Origin of the sequence: Caldinitratiruptor microaerophilus (assembly GCF_025999835.1) — a bacterium.
In the GTDB taxonomy this organism is placed as follows: domain Bacteria; phylum Bacillota; class Sulfobacillia; order Symbiobacteriales; family ZC4RG38; genus Caldinitratiruptor; species Caldinitratiruptor microaerophilus.
The window spans coordinates 2753391-2772094 of record NZ_AP025628.1; the positions used below are offsets into that span (position 1 = coordinate 2753391).

Below are 18704 nucleotides of genomic sequence, written 5' to 3' on the forward strand. Positions count from 1 at the left end.
GGAGAGGGATGAGCAACGCGTGGAATCCGTGATCATCGTCCGGTACGGCGAGCTGAGCCTGAAGGGAAAGAACCGGCCGGAGTTCGAGGACCTGCTGGCCACGCGGCTGCGCCAGGCCCTGCGGGGCGATCCGGGCGTCCGGGTCCGCAAGGGATACGGCCGGTTCTTCGTCGAGCCGGCGCAGGACCCCGCAGCGGCCCTGGAGCGCGTGGTCCGCGTGTTCGGGGTCGTTTCGGCGAGCGCCGCCTGGCGGGTCCCGGCCGACCTCGACGCCATCCGCGCCGCGGCCCGGTCGGCCCTGGACGCCCGCCTCGGTCCGGGCGACGTCCCCGCGCGCTTCAGGGTCGACGCCCGCCGGGCGGACAAGCGCTTCCCCCTCAGCTCCCAGCAGCTCAACGAGACCCTGGGGGCAGACCTGCTCTCGGCCCGCCCGGGGCTGAAGGTCGACCTCCGTCATCCGGACGTGACGGTGTCGGTCGAGGTCCGGGAAGGGCAGGCCTACATCTTCACCGATACGCTGCCGGGCCCCGGCGGGCTCCCCTACGGCTCCGGCGGGCGCGCCCTCCTCCTCCTCTCGGGCGGCATCGACAGCCCGGTGGCCGGATGGCTCGCCATGCGGCGCGGGGTGGAGATCGAGCCCGTGCACTTCCACAGCTTCCCGTTCACCAGCCAGCGCTCCCAGGAGAAGGTCCTCGACCTCGCCCGCGTCCTGGCCGGCTGGGTCGGGCCGGTGCGGGTGCACATGGTCTCCGTCACCGAGGTCCAGAAGGCGATCCGGCTCCACTGCCCGGACAACCTTCACATCACGATCCTGCGGCGCTTCATGCTGCGGATCGCCGAGGCGATCGCCCGGAAACGGGGGGCGCTCGCGCTCGTCACCGGCGAGAGCGTGGGGCAGGTCGCCAGCCAGACGCTGGAGAGTCTCCGGACCATCGAGGCCGTGACCCGTCTGCCGGTGCTCAGGCCGGTGATCGCCATGGACAAGGCGGAGATCATCGCGCTGGCCCGGCGGATCGGCACTTACGACCTCTCGATCCTGCCCTACGAGGACTGCTGCAGCCTGTTCGTTCCCAAGAACCCGAAGACCCGCCCCAGACCGGAGCAGGCGGAGCGGGCCGAAGAGAAGCTGGACGTGGACGGGCTCGTGGCGGCCGCGGTGGAGGCGGCCGAGCTGGTCGAAGTGGACGCGCCGCAGGGAGGTCCGCCCGCCGGACCCGCCCCGGAACCGGCGGATGCGCCGTCCCGCGCTCCGGGCGTGTTCCTCCCCCTCACCCGCCTGGGCGAGTGAGTGGGGCGGGAAGCAGGAAGAGGCTGCCATGACGGAGAATTCCTTGCCGGAAGAAGTGTAACCGTCTGCCAACCCGGAGGAGGGGGGGATCCGGGTGCACGTGTTGCGCGTGGTGCGGGTCGCCGTACTGGCCGTGGCCGCGGGAGCGGTGGCGGTCGGGCTGGCGTCTCTCCCCTCCGCACCCTGGCACTGGCCGGCGGTCGCCCTGGCGGTCGCGGCCGTGGCCCTCGTCCCCCCGGTCCGGGTGCAGCGGATCTTGCCTGCCCTTCTGGCGGCGGCCCTCGCCGCGGTGGCCGCCGGCCTCCGGGCGACCCTGCGGGTCCCCCCGGCCCCCGGCCTGAGCGGATCGTCCCCTGGCGGCGCCCTCGGACCGGGGGCCTTGCACGTTCTGCTCTTTCACCTGCTCGCCGGTTACTCGGCGGCGGCCTTGCCGGCCTCCGTCTCCTGGGCGGCCGGTCCATTCGCCTTCCTCTTCCTCGCCGCTTCCATGGAGCGCTGGGGCCCCGGTCACGTCGACCTCTCCCCGGCCACCGCCCTCTACCTGGTGAGCCTGACGGCCCTGGCGCTCGGCGTGCGGTCCGCGGTGATCGCCGGCCAGCAGGTTCACCGCCACATGGAGCAGTTGCGGCGGCAGGCCGATACGGACTTCCTCACGGGGCTGGCCAACCACCGCAGCATCTACCGCCGCCTTCACAGTGAAGTCGAGCGGGCGCTGGCGTCCGGCCGGCCTCTGTCCGTGCTCCTCCTGGACCTCGACCGCTTCAAGTCCTACAACGACACGTACGGCCACCTGGCCGGGGACAGCGTGCTCCGCAGCGTCGGCCGGGCGCTGCGCGAGGCGTGCCGGGGCCCCGACGAGGTGCCCGGCCGCTACGGTGGGGACGAGTTCCTGGTCGTGCTCCCGGGCAAGGACGCGCAGGCCGCCCTGGAGGTCGCCGAGCGGATCGTCGCCCGGCTGGCTCAGGAGCGCCTGCCCACCGGCACCGGCCGCCTCGTGGCGCTGGGCGCCTCGGTGGGCGTGGCGGCCCTGCCGCGGGACGGCTCCACTGCCACGGAGCTCATCGCGGCCGCCGACGCGGCCATGTACGCGCAGAAGGCCCGCAGCCACGCCGGCGCGATCGCCCCGCCCTGACCGCTCCCCCAGGAGGCGCGAAGCAAGGCGGGACGGCGCGGCGCGCCGTCCCGCCTGCGCGAGACCCACTCTCACCAGCGAAGGAAGCGACCTGTAAGCCAGGCCTGGAGCAGCATGAGCGCCGGCAGGCCCCAGCCGAACAGCGCGTGCCGCGTCTTGTGCCGGAACAGGAGCATTCCCAGGACGACTCCGGGCGTGCCCCCGGCCAGCGCCACCGCCAGCAGCACCCGCTCCGGGACCCGCCGCCCCCCGCGCCGGGCCTGCCACTTGTCCCAGGCCATCAGGACGAGGCCGGCCAGACTGAACACGAGCACGACCCCGCCGAGCCGGTAGGGGGGTGGAACGATCCGGAGGGGCGGGCTCATCACAAGCCCTCGGACGCCACCCGGGCGTCACCGAGGTCCTCGTGGCCCAGGGCCCACGCCTGGACGAGGGCGGCCGCCTCCTCCGGACCGGGTGCCGCCTCCAGCGCTCGCACGAGCCGGTTCATCTCCTCTCCGACCCGCCGCACCCGGTCGCGGGCGCCAGCGTTCTTGCAGATGAACTGGATGGCGCTGTGGTATCCCTCGTCCTGGCCGTACTCGGCGTAGGCGAGGATCTCCACCTCCGCCGGCAACGCCCACACCGGGGTCTCCAGGCGCCCTCGGACCGTGATCGCCCGGGCGATCTCCTCCAGGGTGACGTCCGGACGCGCCGCGTAGAACCAGGTGCTGCGGACGGCGTTGTCGCGGCCCGTCCCCAGGGCGAGCTCCGCCAGCAGGTCCTCCCAGCGCGCCGGCGCCGCCAGGAGCACCTTCCCCGGCTGCCAGCGGGCCCGGCACGCCAGTGGCGTGCGGTCGGGCATCACCTGACCGGTCAGCTCGAAGGGGACCGTAAGCACCGGGAAACGGGACGCGATGCGCGCGATCTCCGCCGCCGGCCGTTGCCACACGGTGCCGTCGCCCAGCGGCCGTTCGGTATCCCACTCCTGGTGCTGCACGAACACGCGCCCGCCGGCCCGCAGCCGCCAGAGGAAGGCGTACCCCAGGCAGGCCTCCAGGGTGAAGGCGCCCCCGAGGTGAAGCACCTCCCTGAAGGGATCGGGGGGCTCCTCCGGGCGCCTGAGCCACGGGAGCGGCACCCGCTCCCGCACCCGCCCGTCCGGCCCCGGCTCGCCGGCGAAGTAGGGGCTGGAGCCCGGGGGGCCGTACATCTTCCACTCGAGCACGTGCGTCTTGCCCTTGCGGGTGATGTCAAGGGCCACGAAATCGGCCATCGATGTCCTCCAGCGCCTCAGGGTCGGGGGCGCGCGGCGCCTCCAGCGCACGCACGACCCCAGCGGCGACCAGCGCAGTCACCTCAGCGGGAGTATACCCGACCTCGGCGAGCACTTCCAGCGTGTGCTCGCCCAACCGGGGCGGGGGTCGCCGGACGCGTCCCGGGGTGTCGCCGAACTTGAACGGGATGCCCACGAGCTTGAGCGCTCCCGCCGCCGGGTGGTCCACCTCCACCAGCATCTCCCGGTGGCGCACCTGCGGGTCGTCGAAGACCTCCGGGATGGTCCGCACCGGACCGCCCGGGATGCCCATCTCCCGCATGCCTGCCAGCCAGTACCCTGCCGGCCGGGTTCGCAACACCTCGTCGAGGAGCGCAACCAGTTCGTCCCGGTGAAGCACCCGGGCCGCGTTGGTCGCGAAGCGGGGGTCGGAGGCGAGCTCCGGCCGCCCGAGCAGCATGACGAACCGCTCGAACTGCCGGTCGTTCCCCACGGCGACCACGAAGGGCCGGTCCTGCGCGTGCAGCACCTGGTAGGGGACGATGTTGGCGTGGGCGTTGCCGTAACGGCGCGGGGGCTTGCCCGTCACCAGGTAGTTCTGAGCCACGTTGGCCAGCCACCCGACCTGGGTCTCCAGAAGACTCAGGTCGACCCGCTGGCCCTGACCGGTGAGCTGGCGGCGCCAGAGGGCCGCCAGGATGGCGAAGGCGCAGAGCATGCCGGTGGTCAGGTCGCTCACGGCGACCCCGACCTTCATGGGCTCGCCGTCCGGCTCGCCGGTGATGCTCATCAGCCCTGCGGCCGCCTGGACCACGAAGTCGTAACCCGGAAGCTCCGCGTCGGGGCCGTCGCGGCCGAAGCCCGAGATGCTGGCGTACACGAGGCGGGGGTTGAGGGGCCGGAGGACGTCCTCGTACCCCAGCCCCCACCGCTCCATGGTCCCCAGCTTGAAGTTCTCGACCACCACGTCCGCCCGGGCGGCCAGGCGCCGGACGATCTCCTGGCCCTCGGGTGTGCGCAGGTCGACCGCGATCCCCCGCTTGTTGCGGTTGCAACTGGCGAAGTAGGCGCTGTCGCCGGGGTACCCCTCCCGGGGCTCACAGCCCGGCAAGTAGGGAGGTCCCCACGCGCGGGTGTCGTCCCCGGCCGGCGGTTCGACCTTGATCACGTCGGCCCCGGCGTCCGCAAGGAGCATGGTGCAGTAAGGACCCGCCAGCACCCGGGAGAGGTCCAGCACCCGGAGCCCGGTGAGCGGCCCCGCCGGGGCGGACTCACCACTTGAGGAGGCCATCCGCCAGGGCCCTCCCGATGATCGTCTTCTGGATCTGGCTCGTCCCCTCCACGATGGTCAGCTGCCGGGCGTCCCGGACGTACCGCGCCAGGGGATAGTCCTCCATGTACCCCACGGCGCCCATCATCTGGAGGCTGTCGTTGGCGGCCTTCACGGCGAGCTCCGTGGCCTTGAGCTTGGCCATGGAAAGGAAGTGCGCGTACTCCTTGCCGAACTTGCCCTCGTCCACCAGCGCCGCCGCCCGGTAGGTGAGCAGCCGGGCAGCCTCGATCTCGGCGGCCAGTTCGGCGGCCATCCACTGCAGCCCCTGGTGCTCGACGATGGGCCTGCCGAAGGTGTGCCGCTGGTGCGCGTAGTCCAGCCAGATCATGAGCGCCCCCTCGGCCAGGCCGATGCCGCGGGCGGCGACGACCGGCCGGACCGAGTTGAGGGTCTCCATGATGATCCGGAAGCCCTTGTTCTCCTCGCCCAGGCGGCTCGTGGCTGGCACCCGCGCCTCCTCGAAGATCACCTGGTTGACCGGCACGCCGCGGACGCCCATCTTCTTCTCCTTCCGGCCCACGGTCACGCCGGGGGTGTCGCGGTCGACCACGAAGACGCTGTACCCCTTCGAGCCGGGCGCCTCCGGGTCGGTCTTCGTCGCCACCACGAAGAAGTCGGCCACCGCGGCGCCGGAGATCCAGTTCTTCGTGCCGGTGATCACGTACTCGTCGCCCTTGCGGACCGCCCGGGTCCGGATGGCCTGGGTATCCGAGCCGGCGTCCGGCTCCGAAAGGCAGAAGGCCCCGCGGCGGCGGCCGGCGGCCGTTCCGCCCAGGTACTCCTTCTTCTGCTCCTCGGTCCCCGCCAGGAGGATGGACATGGTGGAGAGCCGGGTCAGGAGCAGCATGAGCCCGGCCGAGCAGTCGTACTTGGCGACCTCCTCGACAGCCAGGACCAGCCCCGTGCAGCCCAGCCCCGCCCCGCCGTACTGCTCCGGGATGGCGACGCCCAGGAGGCCCGTCTCCCGGAAGGCCTGGAAGTAGTCCTCGGGGTACTCGCCCTTCTCGTCGACCTCGGCGGCCCGGGGGGCGATGACATCCTTGGCGACCTGACGTGCGAGACCGATCAGCGCTTCCTGCTCCGGTGTGAAGTGAAAGTTCAACTGCCCCACCCCTTGTGACTGCATGGGCCGCAAGGCGGCCGGCCAGCCTCCTGCTGCCGGGCCGCGGCTTCTCCCTGGGCAATTCGCCAGACAGCGCGCCCGAACCTGCAAGGCAGCAGTTGGCCAGCCGCTGGGGAACGCCATGGGCCGGCAACACGGGAGGGGCACGGGACGGCCTTCCCGATCTCTAGGCGCAGACGGGCGGCGTGGGCTGCCGCGGGCCTCAGCGGCGGCGGCGGAGGCGCGCCCGCAGGCGCCGGGGGCCGGGCGGCGCGCTGCCGGGCTCGTCCTCGCCGGCCTGCGCGCGGCCCAGGGAGAGGATCTCCCCGGCTGCCCACGGGGAGTGTCCGAACAGCTCCCAGCGCGCGGTGTGGTTCCAGAGGTCCACCATCGCCTGCTTCAGGGTGTCGCCCATGGCCAGTCCCTGGTGGATCGCCTCCTCCAGCCACTGGCGGAAGGCCGTCAGGGCGTCTTCCGCGCCCCGCATGGCCATCTGCAGGCGGGCGATCCGCTCGGGCTGCGCCAGCGCCTCCGGGAGGAGCCCGAGGAGGCGGTCGGCTGCCTCCTCCTCCTGGGCCGTCCAGGCGAGGTGTGCCAGCCCGCGCGCGGCCAGCGCCATCGTACGCAGCGAGACGAGCGCGGGGGCCAGGCCCGTCTCCTCGCGGTGTTCGAGGATGAGATCGACGCGCTCCACCCCACTCAGCGCGCACACGCGCCCCGGGAACACCCGCAGCCGCGGGTCGGCCTCCAGCGCGGGCCACAGCTCCTCCTCCGGGGGCGGGGTCAGCCCGGCGAGAGCCAGCACCTGGCGCACCTCGCCGGCCCGCAGGGCGCCGTAGTAGTGGAGGGCCCCGTACGTGTAGTCGCGGTAGCGGGTCAGGCGGGGGCCGGTCCCGCGGCCGGAGAGCCTGTCGTCCAGTTCCAGCAGCTGCTCCCGGGCGTACCAGTCCACCGCGCCGGGGTCCGCACGCTCCTGGCGGGAGAGCGCCTCAAGCCCTTCCTGCACCCAGTCCGCGGCCTGCGCCTCCAGGCCCGCGCCCAGGAGCTCGCGGGCGCCCGCCGCCAGGTCGGCAGCCCACTCGGGGTCTTCCCGGGCGAGGGCCGGTGGGGCGGCAGTCCCGGCGGGCTGTCCCATCTGAAACAGGGCGATCCGGCACCGGGCCCAGGCCCGCCGGCCCGATGCGGCCGCGGCCTCCGCCCGCAGGAGCGGGGCGAACTCCGGGTCCCCGTAGGCGCCGAGGGCGCCGGCGAGCGGCCAGCGCGAGCCGGGCGGCAGCGCCTCCCAGGCGCTGCGCAGCGCCGCGGCGACGCCCGGGCCGCGGGGCGCGTGGGCCAGCGCCTCGGCCAGGGTGACGCGCAGGTCCGGGTCCTCCGTGCGGCGAAGCGCGCGGATGAGGGCGTCCGCGGCTGCCGCCCCCGAGCGGCCCAGAGCGATCCCCGCCTCCCGCCGGACCGCGGGCAGGTCGTGCACCAGGAGCGCCAGCAGGGCGGTGGCTGCCGCCGCGCCACCCCGGCCGGCGAGGAGGTCGATCACCGCCCGTGCTTCGGGCGGCACACCGCCGGACTCGTCCTCGGAGGCGGTGTCCCCCTGCAGCAGCTCGGCCGCCAGGGCCTGCGCGAGGGCCGCTCCGGCCGTGTCGGGGGCAGCCAGGCGGCGGTGCGCCTCCTCGACCACCAACCGTGCCGGGGCGCCGCCCCGCTCGCGCGCCGACTCGATGAGGAGCGCGGCCAGGTCCGGGTCGTCAAGCGCCCGGACGGCCTCCGCGGGGGCGGGTTCCGTCCCCGCAGCCGCCGTGTCCAGCGCCCAGCGGCGGTACAGGTCCTCGTCGCGCTCGGCAGCGGCCGGCTCGGCGTCCGGGCCCTCCCGGCCCGCGGCCAGGGCAGCCCGGTGCAGCGATTCGTCGAGGTCTCGTGCGCGGATGTCCACGCGAAACCGTTCTCCTTTCCATGGCCGAGTACCGTTCTGCAACTCATGGACAAATGTATCATCACACCTGCCCCGGTTGCTTCCTGCTTCATCCACCGGCACTGGCCTTGCGGCCTGTAACCCCCGATGTCCACAGGCGTCACGTCCCGACGAACTGGCGGTACCGACGCTCAGCCGGCCATCGCCAGGAGCTTCCTGGCGGCGTTCACGTCCCGGTCGTGCGGTGCGCCGCAGGCGGGCAATTCCCGCCCTGGACCACAGCCCACCGCCCCTGGGCCAGCAGGGCAGCCTCGACGCATGCCTACCGGCGCGGCACGGCCTGCTCCAGGAGGCGCCCGACCGCCCCGGTGAACCGGGACGGAAGCGACTTGTTCCCCCGCACCGCGCCGGTGAACCCCGCGAGGAGCACGACGACCAGGAGGCCGAGCGCCAGCCACTCCACGCTCTGGGCGCCCGCCTCACCCCCGAGCAGACGACGTTTCCCCGCCATGGGCAATCCCTCCCCGGCACCCCTTCTCCAGGGAGAGGAATTCTACCCGCGGGCGGGAATTCCTTGTTTTTCCTTGAAAGGATTTTTCGATCAGCTCAGCCGGATTTATTCAGCTTCGGGATCTCCTCGACCGGGAACCCCAGCTCCAGAAGCTCTCCGCCGCGGAGCACCGTGACCGGCACCCGTTCGCCGGGGCGGTGGGCCGCCAGCACCTGGCGCAACTGGCCCAGGTGGATCGCCGGCCGGTCGTCGATGCGGACGACCATGTCCATCGTCTCGAGGCCGGCGCGGGCCGCGGGCCCGTCGGGGTTCAGGGTCTGGACCACCACGCCCCGGTCGGCGGGCAGCTCGAGCGCCTGGACCACGGTGGGGTCGATCACCTCGGGCTGACCCGAAAACCCCAGCCAGGGATGGGTGGCGGACCCGTATTCGATGATCTGGTTGGCCAGGCGCGCGGCGACCGAGAAACGCACGGCCAGGCTCAGACCCTGCACCCAGGCCAGGCCGTTCAGTCCCACGATGCGGCCCTCCAGGTCGATGAGGGGACCGCCCACGTTGCCCGGGTGCACGGCGGCGTCGGTCACGATCAGCCCGTCCACCGGGAACCGCTCGGGCCGGTAGACCGTGTGGTCGCTGGCGCTGACGATGCCGGCGCTGGCCGTCAGTTCGACGCCGAGGGCGAAACCCACCGCCAGCACCACGCGGCCGACGACGATCTCGGAGTCGGGCGCCAGAGCCGGCGGTTCGACGGGAAGCCGCCCCTGCACCCGCAGGACCGAGACGAAGTAGAGCGGGTCGACCGCGATGCACTCGGCGCTGAACTTCCGCCCTTCGGGGGTGCGGACCGTGACCTCGTCTCCCATCCCGGCGATCTGCCCCGACGTCACCACGTGGTAGTTGTCGAGGATGACCCCCGTGCCCAGCGTCAGGCTCTTCTCCTGGGGGTCGAAGGCGGCCACGTGCATGACGGCGCTCCGCGCCCGCTCGAGCGCGCGGATGTGACTCTCCGACCACGCATCCATGGGCATAGACCTCAGCCCCGTCCCCAGTCACTTCATCGATTTTACCATTTTATCCGTACGCCTTCGGCGCCTGGAACACCAGGACGACGGCGGGCCCAGGCCCGTCGTTGGCAATCGCGTGCGGCACTCCGGGCCCGGCGAGGGCCGCCCAGCCGGGGCCCAGGACCCGTTCCTCCTCCCCGATCCGCACGCGCGCCTCTCCCTCCAGGATGACGTAGTACTTGTCCGTCTCCGCGTGGGTGTGTAGCCGCTGGCTCTGGCCGGGCAGGAGGCAGTAGACGTCGACGGCGCTGCGCTCGGTCGCCAGCAGCGTCACCTTCTGGTACTTGTCCGGGTCGAAGCGCCGGGCCGCGCGGCTGTCGGCGAAAGGCACGTGGGATCCCTCCCACCCGCATGGTACCGCGCCGGGTCCCCCAAACGCCAGAAGGAGAGGGCACCTCCCTCTCCTCCGCGGTGTGACGTTCATGCACCGGTGGCTCGCCGCCTGCCGTTTCGCGGATGGAAACCCGGCTTCAGTGGCCGTCTCGGGGGCCGGACTCCTCCGGGGTGGCCTCCGCAGCGTGCGGAGTGCGGATGACGTACTTGCAGGCGGGCTGGCCGTCGGCGATGCACTCGACACGCTCGACCTGATCGGTTCCGAGAACTGTCTTGAAGAACTTCAACTCATGCTTACACGCCTGTGGATACTTCCTTGAAACTGCGTGCACCGGGCAGTTGAATTCCCGTAGCACGAACTCCCCGGGGCCGTCGCCCTTCTCCCAGGAGGCGAGGTACCCGTTGGCCGCCTGGAGCTCGGCCAGCCGGGCTACCCGTTCCCGGACGTCCTTGCCCCGGGTCACCTGCGGCCCGTAGTTCTCCGTGAGGCGCTCCCAGCGGCGGGCGAAGAACTCGTCCACCATCCTCTGGTCCGGTGCCTGCTCCGCCATGAAGTCCACCATCTCCACGGCAAGGGTGCTGTACTTCTTGGGGAACAGGTCGTCCGCCGCCTCAGTGAGGGAGTAGAGCCGTGTGGGCCGGCCCATGGGCTGGCGCATCAGGGTGGACGTCACGAGATCGTCCCGCTCCAGGGCCGTCAGGTGGCGGCGTACGGCGACGTGGGTGATCCCGAGCCTCTCGCCCAGTTCGCTCACCGTAAGCGGACCGGCCGTCCGCAAAAGGTAGATGATCTCCCGCCGGGTGGAGCGGTCCTCGGAGGGTTCCACGTTGGAGACCACAGATCTCACGCTCCTTTCGCTACGTTGATTCTAACATAGTTAATCACTGGGGAAAGACCGCCACTTGAGCCATTTTGGCGGGTGCAGCATAGGTCATTCGTACTAGTACCGCCCTCCTCTCTCGCCCGGTGGGCGCCGGAGGCGCCCGCGCCTTGACGTGGCCTGAGCCCGCGGCTATCTTGAAGGCGAAATGCAACAGGGAGGCAAGCGGGATGTTCGTCTGCTCGGGCTGCGAACAGCAATACGAGGATCAGGAACTCAAGTATACGCTCTTACACCACAGCCGTGCGAGCCACCCGGCCCGGGAGATGTTTCTCCGCCGCTTCCACAGCGCTCGCTGTCTCGAGTCCTTCCTGCACCGTCTCGAACGCCACGCCGACCGGTACATCCTGACCGACCTGACCGGCCCGGAGCCGGTCACCCTGGGCCCGGCCCTGCCGGGCGACCTGCGTGAGCAGCTCTTCGGCCACCCCGCGGGGACCGGCGGACCCCGCGCCCGCTGAGCCGGGGGGAGGCCGATCCCTGCGAGGTTCAGCGGCCCGGCCGGGCCTGGTCGCGGGCCTGAGCGATGAGCTCGCGCACCCGGTCCTTCCCGATCAGCGTCACGAAGCCCCCGACCCGGGGGCCACTGTCACTCCCCAGGAGCACCCCGTACAGGATGCGGAACACGTCGCGCGCCGGCAATCCCCGGTCCCGGGCGATCTGGAACACGCCGCCCTGGATCCCGTCGGCGCTTTCTTCGCGGTCGAGGAGCGCCAGGAAGTCGTCCACCACGGCCCACTGCTCGGGCGTCAGGTCCGGCACCCGGCGGGTGGGCAGGACGAAGTCCTCGTGATAAGCGACGGCCTTCTCCAGGAGCTCCCGCACGTAGCCCCAGTGCTCCCCGACCTGCTTGTGGCCGAAGCTGCGCTCGAGATACGGGCGCAGGAGGTCGGGGTCGGTCACCCCGATCGCGTTCACCAGCCCGAGGAGGTCGCTGAAGCGCAGCCCGCCGAGGTCAGGGCGGTCGCCGTGGTAGTAGATGTAGCGGTACTGGGGGTCCTCCTTCGGCAGGGTGAGGACCTCGTCCATGTACCGGACCACCGTCTCCGGGCCCAGGCGCTTCTGCTCCCGCGGGTTCTTGAACATGAGGAGGTTCACCGCGTCCTGGGTGCCCCAGCGGTGGAAGTTCTCCAGGGAGATGCCCTCGCCCACGGACTTCGAGATCTTCCGGCCCTCTTCCGTGAGGAACATCTCGTAGAACATCTGCACGGGCGGCTCGCCGCCGGCCAGCCGCACGATCTCGCTGGAGATCCGGGCCGAGTCGATGAGGTCCTTCCCGTACATCTCGTAACGAACGGGGAAGTAGAGCCAGCGGGCCGCCCAGTCGATCTTCCATCCCAGCTTCCCCTTGCCGCCCAGGGCGTCCTGCTCGCCGGCGTACCCGCACCCCCGGACCCCCCGGAACGCCCCCGTGCAGGTGTAGCGCACGCGGGTGGTCTCCGGGTCCCACTCCCGGACGACCGTGGTGTTCACGCGCCCGCAGTTCTCGCACCGGGGCTGCCAGAAGAACCACCCTTCCCGGTTCTCCTCCCGGAGGGTCGGCAACATGAGGTCGAGGATCGCCTGGCCGTGGCGGAACAGGCGGCGGATCACGTCGTCGAAGTGGCCGCCCTGGTACATCGACGCCGAGGACACCAGGCGGTGGGGGATGCCCGTCCGGGCGAGCATCTCCGCCAGCTCGCGGTTCATGTGGGCCGAGTACGACGCGCAGCACCCGTACGGGTCCGGGATGCTGGAGACGGGCTTGCCCAGATGTTCCTCGAGCCACGGGGCGTCGATGTTCTTCGGGATCTTCCGGAGCCCATCCATGTCGTCCGAGAACACGACGATCTCCGGGTCCTTGCCGAGGTCCCGGAGCGCCATCGCCACGTAGTGCGTCCGGACGACCTCCCCCACCGTGCCCATGTGCGGGTGGCCGGACGGGCCGAACCCGGTCTCCAGCACCGGGCGCGCCTCGTCCGGCCAGCGCTCGACGATCCGTGCGGCCTCCCGTTCCGGCCACAGCGTTGCCATTCCCTATCCTCCCAGCGTCGCCCTCGCGGTTGCCTGCCGACAGTATAAGGATGCTGCCCGCCCGGTTCAAGCCGGCCGGGGCTGCCGCCGGGCCCGCAGGAACTGGACCGCGAACACCCCCACCACCACCGCGGCGCCGGCCAGGTCGGTCATCAGCCCGGGGTCGACAAGCAGGATACCCCCGACCGCCAGGGCCAGCCGTTCCAGGGCGCGCAGGGAGGTGCTCAGGTGGCCGGTCACCGCTGCCCCCAGGGCCGCCATCCCGGTGGTGGCGGTGAGAAGGATCAGCAGGATCTTGAGGGGCGTCGCCCCCACCAGCACGAGGCTCGGGGAGACGGCGAAGATGTAGGGCACCAGGAACGCTCCCAGGGCCAGCTTCACCGACTCGACGCCCGTCTTCATCGGGTTCGCCCCGGCGATCGCCGCCCCCGCGTAGGAGGCCAGCGCCACGGGCGGCGTGATGTCCGCGACGATCCCGAAGTAGAAGACGAAGAGATGGGCGGCGATGGGCGCCACCCCCAGCTTCTCCAGGGCCGGGGCGGCCATGGTGGCCAGCACGATGTACGTCGCTGTGGTGGGCAGCCCCATCCCCAGGACCAGCGAGGCGATCATGGTGAAGAAGAGCGCCACCCAGAGGTTCTGCCCCGCCAGGTCCAGCAGGTTGTTGGACAGCTTGAGGCCGATCCCGGTCAGGGTCACCACGCCGACGATGATGCCGGCGGTCGCGCAGGCCGCGATCACCCCGAGGGCGCTGCGGGCCGCTTCTTCCAGGGTCCGGAGGATCGCACGGATGCCCATCCGGGTCGCCGGCCGCAAGAGTCCGAAGACCCAGGCCAGGGCCATGCCGTAGACCGCGGCCCGGGCGGGGCTGAAGCCGGCGTCCATGAGCCAGAAGATCACCACCAGCGGGATCACCAGGTACCCCTGCTTCAGGACCACGTCCTTCAGCCGGGGCAACTGGTCGCGGGGAAGCCCCGTGAGACCGCTGCGCAGGGCCTCGAGGTGGACCATCAGGAAGACCCCGGTGAAGTAGAGGAGGGCGGGGATCGCCGCCGCCTTGGCGATCTCGATGTACGGGATGTTCAGGAACTCCACCATCACGAAGGCGGCGGCGCCCATGATCGGCGGCATCAGCTGCCCGCCCGTGGAGGCCGACGCCTCCACCGCCGCCGCGAACTCCGGCCGGTAGCCCAGTCGCTTCATCATCGGGATGGTGAAGGAGCCCGACCCCGCGGTGTTGGCGATCGAGGACCCCGAGATGGTCCCCTCCAGGGCGCTGGAGACCACGGCCACCTTGGCCGGCCCGCCCGGGCTCTGCCCCGTCAGCGCCATGGCAATGTCGACGAAGAACTGCCGGATGCCCGTCTTCTCCAGGAACTGGGCGAACAGCAGGTAGACGAAGATCACCGTGGCCGAGACGCCGAGAGGGATGCCGAAGATGCCCTCCAGGCCCAGGTAGGTGTGCTCCAGGAGCCTGGCCAGGGAGTAGCCGCGGTGGCGGAAGAGCCCGGGCAGCAGGTTGCCCCACAGGGCATAGGCCAGAAAGCCCAGGGCCACCAGCACCATCGGCCATCCGGCCACGCGCCGGGTGGCCTCCAGCACCAGGAGCGTCCCCACCGCCGCCACCGTCAGGTCGAGGGTCGTCACCAGCCCGGCCCGGGCCACCAGGTCCTCGTAGAACACGACCGGGTAGAAGCCCGCGGCCAGGCCGAGGATGGCCAGCAGCACGTCGTACCAGGGCACGCGGCCCTTGATGTCGCCCCTGCGGGCCGGGTAGAGCAGGAAGATCATGCCCAGCGCGATCGCCAGCTGGGTCGCCCGCTGCATCTGCGCCGGCAGCGGGAGCGTGGCGGCCGTGTACAGGTGGAAGAGGCCCAGGGCCACCCCCAGGAACGCGATGGCCACGGCCCACTTCCCGGTCAGCCGCCGGTACCCCGACTCCCGGTCGAGCTTCACCATCAGCTCCTCTTCGGCGTTCCGCGCAGGGGTCGGGTGTTGCGCCATTGCCACACCTCCGTCACGAGGATCCGGATGAAGGGCAGTCGCTCTGCGGCCAGCCGGACGGACCGGTCTGCCCCCGCCCCGGCGAGGAGGTCCCACTCCCGGCCCCCCACCTGCAGCCAGTGGCCGTAGGGCGCCACCCCCAGGTAGAGGCGGTCCAGCACCGTGTCGTAGCCGGTGACGACGATCCGGTCCCGCTCGATGCGCCAGGTCGTGCCCCCCTCGGGGCGATGGGGCAGGTTGGCGCCGAACTGGTCGAAGACCATCTCGACGAGGCGAAGGCGGCCGCCCGCGGTGACAGCGTAGGTTTCGGTGACCGGGCGCCGGGTGACGGTGTGGATCCAGGTGAGGCGGAACTCCTCGCCCGCCCGGACGGGCGCCGCCCAGATCAGGTCTCCGTCGCGGGCCCCTCGCACCGTCAGGGCCCGCGACGGGAACAGGAGGAGGGCGACGGCCGCCAGGGCCGCCGCCCCCACCGCGCAGCGACGCTTACTTGACGTCGACACCCTTCTCCTTCAGGTACTTCGCCGCGCCCGGGTGGAACGGAATGGTAACGCCGTCGGCTGCCTGCTTCACGTCGAACTCCTTCGCCTTGGCGTGGCCGATGTCGCCCGCCTTCTCGAAGAGCACCTTCGTCATCTGGTAGACCAGGTCCTCAGGCAGTTCGTCCCGGACCACCAGGGTCGCCTTGAGGGCGACCACGTCGGTGTCCTGGGTCATGCCCTTGTACGTGCCGGCCTTGACGGTGTACTTCACGAAGAACGGGTAGACCTGCTTCACCTTCTCCGCGTCGACCGGGAGGAGCCGGATGTTCGTCGCGGTCTCCAGGTCGGCCAGGGAGGCGGTGGGCACGCCGGAGACGATGACGAGGGCGTCGGCCTGCTTGTCCTTCATCGCCGCGGCGCCCTCGGCGAAGGAGAGGTAGAGCGGCTCGAGGTCCTTGCGGTCCTTGTAGTCCAGCCCGTAGGTACCGAAGATCTGGCGGGCGTTCAGCTCCGTGCCGGAACCGGCGGCGCCCACCACCACCCGCTTGCCCCTCAGGTCCTCGATCGTCTTGACGGGGCTGTCGGCCGGCACCACGATCTGGACGACCTCAGGATAGAGAGCGGCGACGGCGAGGTAGTTCGTGTACTTCTCGTTCTTCTCGGCGAAGGCTTCCTTGCCGCTCCTGCCGTAGTCCGCGGTGTCGTTCTGGATCAGGGCCAGGTCGGCTTCCTTCTTGCCCAGGGCCCGGATGTTGGCCACCGAAGCGCCGGTGGACTGGACCGTCACGTTCAGGCCGGGGATGTTGTCGGCCCACACCTTGGCCATGCCGCCGCCCAGAGGATAGTAAGTACCGCCGGTTCCGCCCGTGGCGAAGATGAGTTCGGTCTTCTGGGCCGGCTTCGAGGACTGCGCCTGGCTCGAGCCGCCGGCGCCGCCGGTCCCGCCCGTGCTCTGGGAGCCGCCGCAGCCCGCCAGCAGGCTGGCGCTCAGCAGGGCGGCGAGCAGGAGAACTCCGCTACGCTTGCGCAACAGAAAAGCCCCCTCTGTACGCGCTTCTGTCTGTCCGGCTAATAGTTCTGCGGTGAACCGGGCTTCCCCTCTTGGAAGGGAGCACCGCCTGTCCGGCGAATCGCGATCCGCACGGAGGTGACGGCCCATGCCGGTGGAACCGTTCCGTCCCCACCGGCTACAAGGTGATCGCCATCCCGTTCCGCGCCGGGCGGCCCGCAGGGCCCCCCGCCGACTTCCTCGCCGGGTTCCTCCGGGGCCGCGAGGCATGGGGGCGGCCGGTCGACGTGCTGGTGGCGCCGGACGGCGCTCTCCTGGTCACGGACGACCGCGCGGGGGCGATTTACCGGATCACCTGGGAAGGTTCGCCCGGCGCGCCGTAACCTTCCGGACGGCTCGGGCGTTCCGGATATGGAGTCACCGTTCGGGTACCGGGAGGGGAAGTCGGTTGGAGGTCGCCGAGCGGCCCAGCACGTCCGTCGACTTCGAGCACGAGGTCGCCCGCTGCGAGGGGCAGATGCTCCGCCTGGCCATGGGGCTGATGGGAAACGAGCCGGACGCCCTGGACGCCGTTCAGGAAGCGCTCATCCGCGCCTACACCCACCTCGGTCAGTTCCGGGGCGACTCCCAGTTCTCCACCTGGCTCTGCCGCATCGTCCACCGCACGTGCTATGATGAACTGCGCCGTCGCCGCCGGCGCCCGGTGCCCCTGGGCGATGGGGCGCCGGGCGCCGATCCGGTCGCGCCGGCCGCCGGCCCTGCGCCGGCCGTGCCGGTGCTGGCCGCCGAGTCACCCCCCGATCCGGCCGAGGTGGCGGAGCGCCGCGAGGTCCAGCGCTGCGTCCGCCGGGCCGTCAGCCTCCTGGAGCCGCCGTACCGGGAGGTCGTCATCCGCCGGGACCTGCGCGGGCAGTCGTACGTGGAGATCGCCCGGGCCCTGCGCGTCCCCGAGGGTACCGTCAAGTCCCGCCTCTTCCGGGCGCGCACTCGCCTGCGCCAGGAGATCGAGCGGGTCAGCGCCTAGCCCCCTCCGTGCTCCACGTCCACCGCAGGGCGGCGGGAAGGTCCCGCCGCCACATGGCCATCGTGTGTCCGGCCGGCCGCTCGCCGCCCGCCAGCGGGAAGCCCCCCACCCGGAGGTCGCGGTAGAGCCGGCGCGCGTCGGCGGCGATGTCCAGCCCGAAGATGTTCCGCTCGTAGCTGCCCCAGGTCAACCAGACCCGGGGGGGCGCTCCGCGAAGGCGCGCCACCGCCTCGGCGAGGACCGGGGGCAGGGAGGCCGGCGACTGCGCGATCACCCGGCCGAAGTCGTCCGGCCGGACGAGCGCGGCGTGGAGCATCCCCGCCGCCCCCGCCGAGAGGCCCAGCAGCGCCCGGTTCTCCCGGCCGCCGCGGACCGGGAGGCGGGTCTCCACGGCCGGAAGGAGCTCCTCGGCGAGAAACCGCGGCCAGGCGTCCCCCAGGACCCCCGGCAAGAGCTCGGCGGTGCGGCGGAAGGGGTCCGGGGGCGGGTCGATCGCCACCAGCACCAGCGCCGGCACCCGGCCTGCCGCCGCCTCGGCCGCCAGGATGGCGGGGAGGCGGCCTTCGCCGGTGTAATCGGGGCCGTCGGCCGCGTAGAGGACGGGACAGGGGGTGCGGCGGGAACACGCTCCGGGCACGTGGACGGCTGCCGTCACGGTGCGCTCCAGGTACCGGCTGCGAACTTCCAGGCGCGTGGCGGCGGTCCGTGCCGGAAGCCCCGCCGGGGGCTCCTCGCCGGGCGCGCGGGGGCCCATGATCACGGAGAAGTCGAGCCCCAGGCCGCGCGTGCGGCGGGGGTTCAGCGGATCGGCCTGGGAGCGGCCGTCCACGAGGAGGCGGTACGAGACGACCGCCGTGTCCGGCAGGTCCGCGCCGATGACCCAGAGGTCCGTGCCGGCAACGGGGCGGAGCGGGGCCGCGTGCCAGTCGGTGAAGTCGCCGGCGACCTCGACCTGCCGGGCCGTGCCGGCGAAGAACAGGTAGGCCCGCCCCGCCTCCCACACCGGGGTGCCGGCGCGGCGAAGATGCCCTGCCCAGGCGGCCGCCAGGGCGCGGCGGTCCTCCGGGGGGAGGGCTTCCAGTCGCGCGGCCACTCGGACCCAGGACCCGCCCGGGTCGGGGGAAGCGGGCGCCGCGGGCCGTTCGCCGGCCGACGCACCCGGCCCGGAAAGCGCGGGCGGATCCGGTCGGGCCCCGGACGGCCCCCGGACGGGCGCAGCGCCTGGGCCGAGCGTCACGGGGCCGCGCGGGACGGCGCCGTCCAGGCGAGGCCGCAAGACCAGGAAACCCACCGCCACCAGGGCGGCCAGGGCCAGGCCCTTGGGAAGGTGCAACGCCAGATCACCCGGGGAGCGCGGTTCGGTACCG

At 72.0% G+C, this 18704-nt stretch carries 19 protein-coding genes; 5 read left to right on the top strand and 14 right to left on the bottom strand.

Annotated features, from left to right (window positions below):
- The first annotated feature begins 19 nt into the window (after window positions 1-19).
- Together thiI and caldi_RS13360 are read left to right on the top strand one after the other, a co-directional pair.
- On the top strand, window positions 20-1288 hold the full coding sequence (gene thiI / locus caldi_RS13355) for a tRNA uracil 4-sulfurtransferase ThiI (protein ID WP_264842242.1): 1269 nt from the start codon (window positions 20-22) through the stop codon (window positions 1286-1288).
- A gap of 94 nt (window positions 1289-1382) precedes the next feature.
- Window positions 1383-2420: a GGDEF domain-containing protein gene (locus caldi_RS13360; protein ID WP_264842243.1), complete on the top strand. Its 1038-nt coding sequence runs from the start codon at window positions 1383-1385 to the stop codon at window positions 2418-2420.
- Window positions 2421-2491: 71 nt separating this feature from the next.
- Here the strand turns inward: caldi_RS13360 and caldi_RS13365 are convergent, their stop codons facing one another.
- The 9 genes from caldi_RS13365 to caldi_RS13405 form a co-directional block, all read right to left on the bottom strand.
- The gene (locus caldi_RS13365) at window positions 2492-2785 is read right to left on the bottom strand and encodes a DUF1294 domain-containing protein (RefSeq protein ID WP_264842244.1); all 294 of its coding nucleotides are present in this window, start codon (window positions 2783-2785) and stop codon (window positions 2492-2494) included.
- A complete protein-coding gene (locus tag caldi_RS13370; protein WP_264842245.1) occupies window positions 2785-3675 on the bottom strand; it encodes a hypothetical protein in 891 nt (296 codons plus the stop codon). The genes caldi_RS13365 and caldi_RS13370 overlap by 1 nt, the downstream gene beginning before the upstream one ends.
- Window positions 3653-4966 carry a CaiB/BaiF CoA transferase family protein gene (locus caldi_RS13375; RefSeq protein ID WP_264842247.1) on the bottom strand — a complete coding sequence of 438 codons (1314 nt, stop codon included), beginning with the start codon at window positions 4964-4966 and terminating at the stop codon, window positions 3653-3655. Before caldi_RS13375 ends, caldi_RS13370 begins: the two co-directional genes overlap by 23 nt.
- Entirely contained in the window at window positions 4947-6119 is a 1173-nt protein-coding gene (locus caldi_RS13380; protein WP_406568131.1) for an acyl-CoA dehydrogenase family protein, read from the bottom strand. Before caldi_RS13380 ends, caldi_RS13375 begins: the two co-directional genes overlap by 20 nt.
- A gap of 214 nt (window positions 6120-6333) precedes the next feature.
- Complete coding sequence (locus tag caldi_RS13385) at window positions 6334-8037, bottom strand: hypothetical protein (RefSeq protein ID WP_264842250.1); 1704 nt, start codon at window positions 8035-8037, stop codon at window positions 6334-6336.
- 301 nt (window positions 8038-8338) lie between these two features.
- Window positions 8339-8527, bottom strand: coding sequence for a hypothetical protein (locus caldi_RS13390; protein WP_264842251.1), 189 nt, complete (start codon window positions 8525-8527; stop codon window positions 8339-8341).
- A gap of 95 nt (window positions 8528-8622) precedes the next feature.
- Window positions 8623-9555 (bottom strand): S1C family serine protease, encoded by a 933-nt coding sequence (locus caldi_RS13395; RefSeq protein WP_264842252.1) that lies wholly within the window; start codon window positions 9553-9555, stop codon window positions 8623-8625.
- Between the two features lie 43 nt (window positions 9556-9598).
- Window positions 9599-9922 (bottom strand): cupin domain-containing protein, encoded by a 324-nt coding sequence (locus tag caldi_RS13400; RefSeq protein WP_264842253.1) that lies wholly within the window; start codon window positions 9920-9922, stop codon window positions 9599-9601.
- A gap of 139 nt (window positions 9923-10061) precedes the next feature.
- Entirely contained in the window at window positions 10062-10772 is a 711-nt protein-coding gene (locus caldi_RS13405; protein ID WP_264842254.1) for a helix-turn-helix transcriptional regulator, read from the bottom strand.
- 203 nt (window positions 10773-10975) lie between these two features.
- Here caldi_RS13405 and caldi_RS13410 point away from each other — a divergent pair, with 203 nt between their 5' ends.
- Window positions 10976-11266: a hypothetical protein gene (locus caldi_RS13410; protein ID WP_264842255.1), complete on the top strand. Its 291-nt coding sequence runs from the start codon at window positions 10976-10978 to the stop codon at window positions 11264-11266.
- A gap of 28 nt (window positions 11267-11294) precedes the next feature.
- Here caldi_RS13410 and lysS read toward each other — a convergent pair whose 3' ends face one another.
- The 4 genes from lysS to caldi_RS13430 all read right to left on the bottom strand — a co-directional run bounded on the left by lysS (window position 11295) and on the right by caldi_RS13430 (window position 16334).
- Window positions 11295-12818: a lysine--tRNA ligase gene (gene lysS / locus caldi_RS13415; RefSeq protein WP_264842256.1), complete on the bottom strand. Its 1524-nt coding sequence runs from the start codon at window positions 12816-12818 to the stop codon at window positions 11295-11297.
- A 66-nt stretch (window positions 12819-12884) separates the two neighbouring features.
- Window positions 12885-14822 carry a TRAP transporter permease gene (locus caldi_RS13420; protein ID WP_264842257.1) on the bottom strand — a complete coding sequence of 646 codons (1938 nt, stop codon included), beginning with the start codon at window positions 14820-14822 and terminating at the stop codon, window positions 12885-12887.
- Window positions 14777-15325, bottom strand: coding sequence for a DUF1850 domain-containing protein (locus tag caldi_RS13425; RefSeq protein ID WP_264842259.1), 549 nt, complete (start codon window positions 15323-15325; stop codon window positions 14777-14779). The genes caldi_RS13420 and caldi_RS13425 overlap by 46 nt, the downstream gene beginning before the upstream one ends.
- Complete coding sequence (locus caldi_RS13430; RefSeq protein ID WP_264842261.1) at window positions 15309-16334, bottom strand: TAXI family TRAP transporter solute-binding subunit; 1026 nt, start codon at window positions 16332-16334, stop codon at window positions 15309-15311. Before caldi_RS13430 ends, caldi_RS13425 begins: the two co-directional genes overlap by 17 nt.
- A 71-nt stretch (window positions 16335-16405) precedes the next feature.
- Here caldi_RS13430 and caldi_RS13435 point away from each other — a divergent pair, with 71 nt between their 5' ends.
- Window positions 16406-16696, top strand: coding sequence for a hypothetical protein (locus caldi_RS13435; RefSeq protein ID WP_264842262.1), 291 nt, complete (start codon window positions 16406-16408; stop codon window positions 16694-16696).
- A gap of 65 nt (window positions 16697-16761) precedes the next feature.
- Complete coding sequence (locus caldi_RS13440; RefSeq protein ID WP_264842263.1) at window positions 16762-17337, top strand: RNA polymerase sigma factor; 576 nt, start codon at window positions 16762-16764, stop codon at window positions 17335-17337.
- On the opposite strand, the gene caldi_RS13445 is transcribed toward caldi_RS13440, so the two are convergent.
- Complete coding sequence (locus tag caldi_RS13445) at window positions 17327-18670, bottom strand: alpha/beta hydrolase (protein WP_264842264.1); 1344 nt, start codon at window positions 18668-18670, stop codon at window positions 17327-17329. The two genes, caldi_RS13440 and caldi_RS13445, sit on opposite strands and share 11 nt — an antisense overlap.
- Between the last annotated feature and the right edge of the window lie 34 nt (window positions 18671-18704).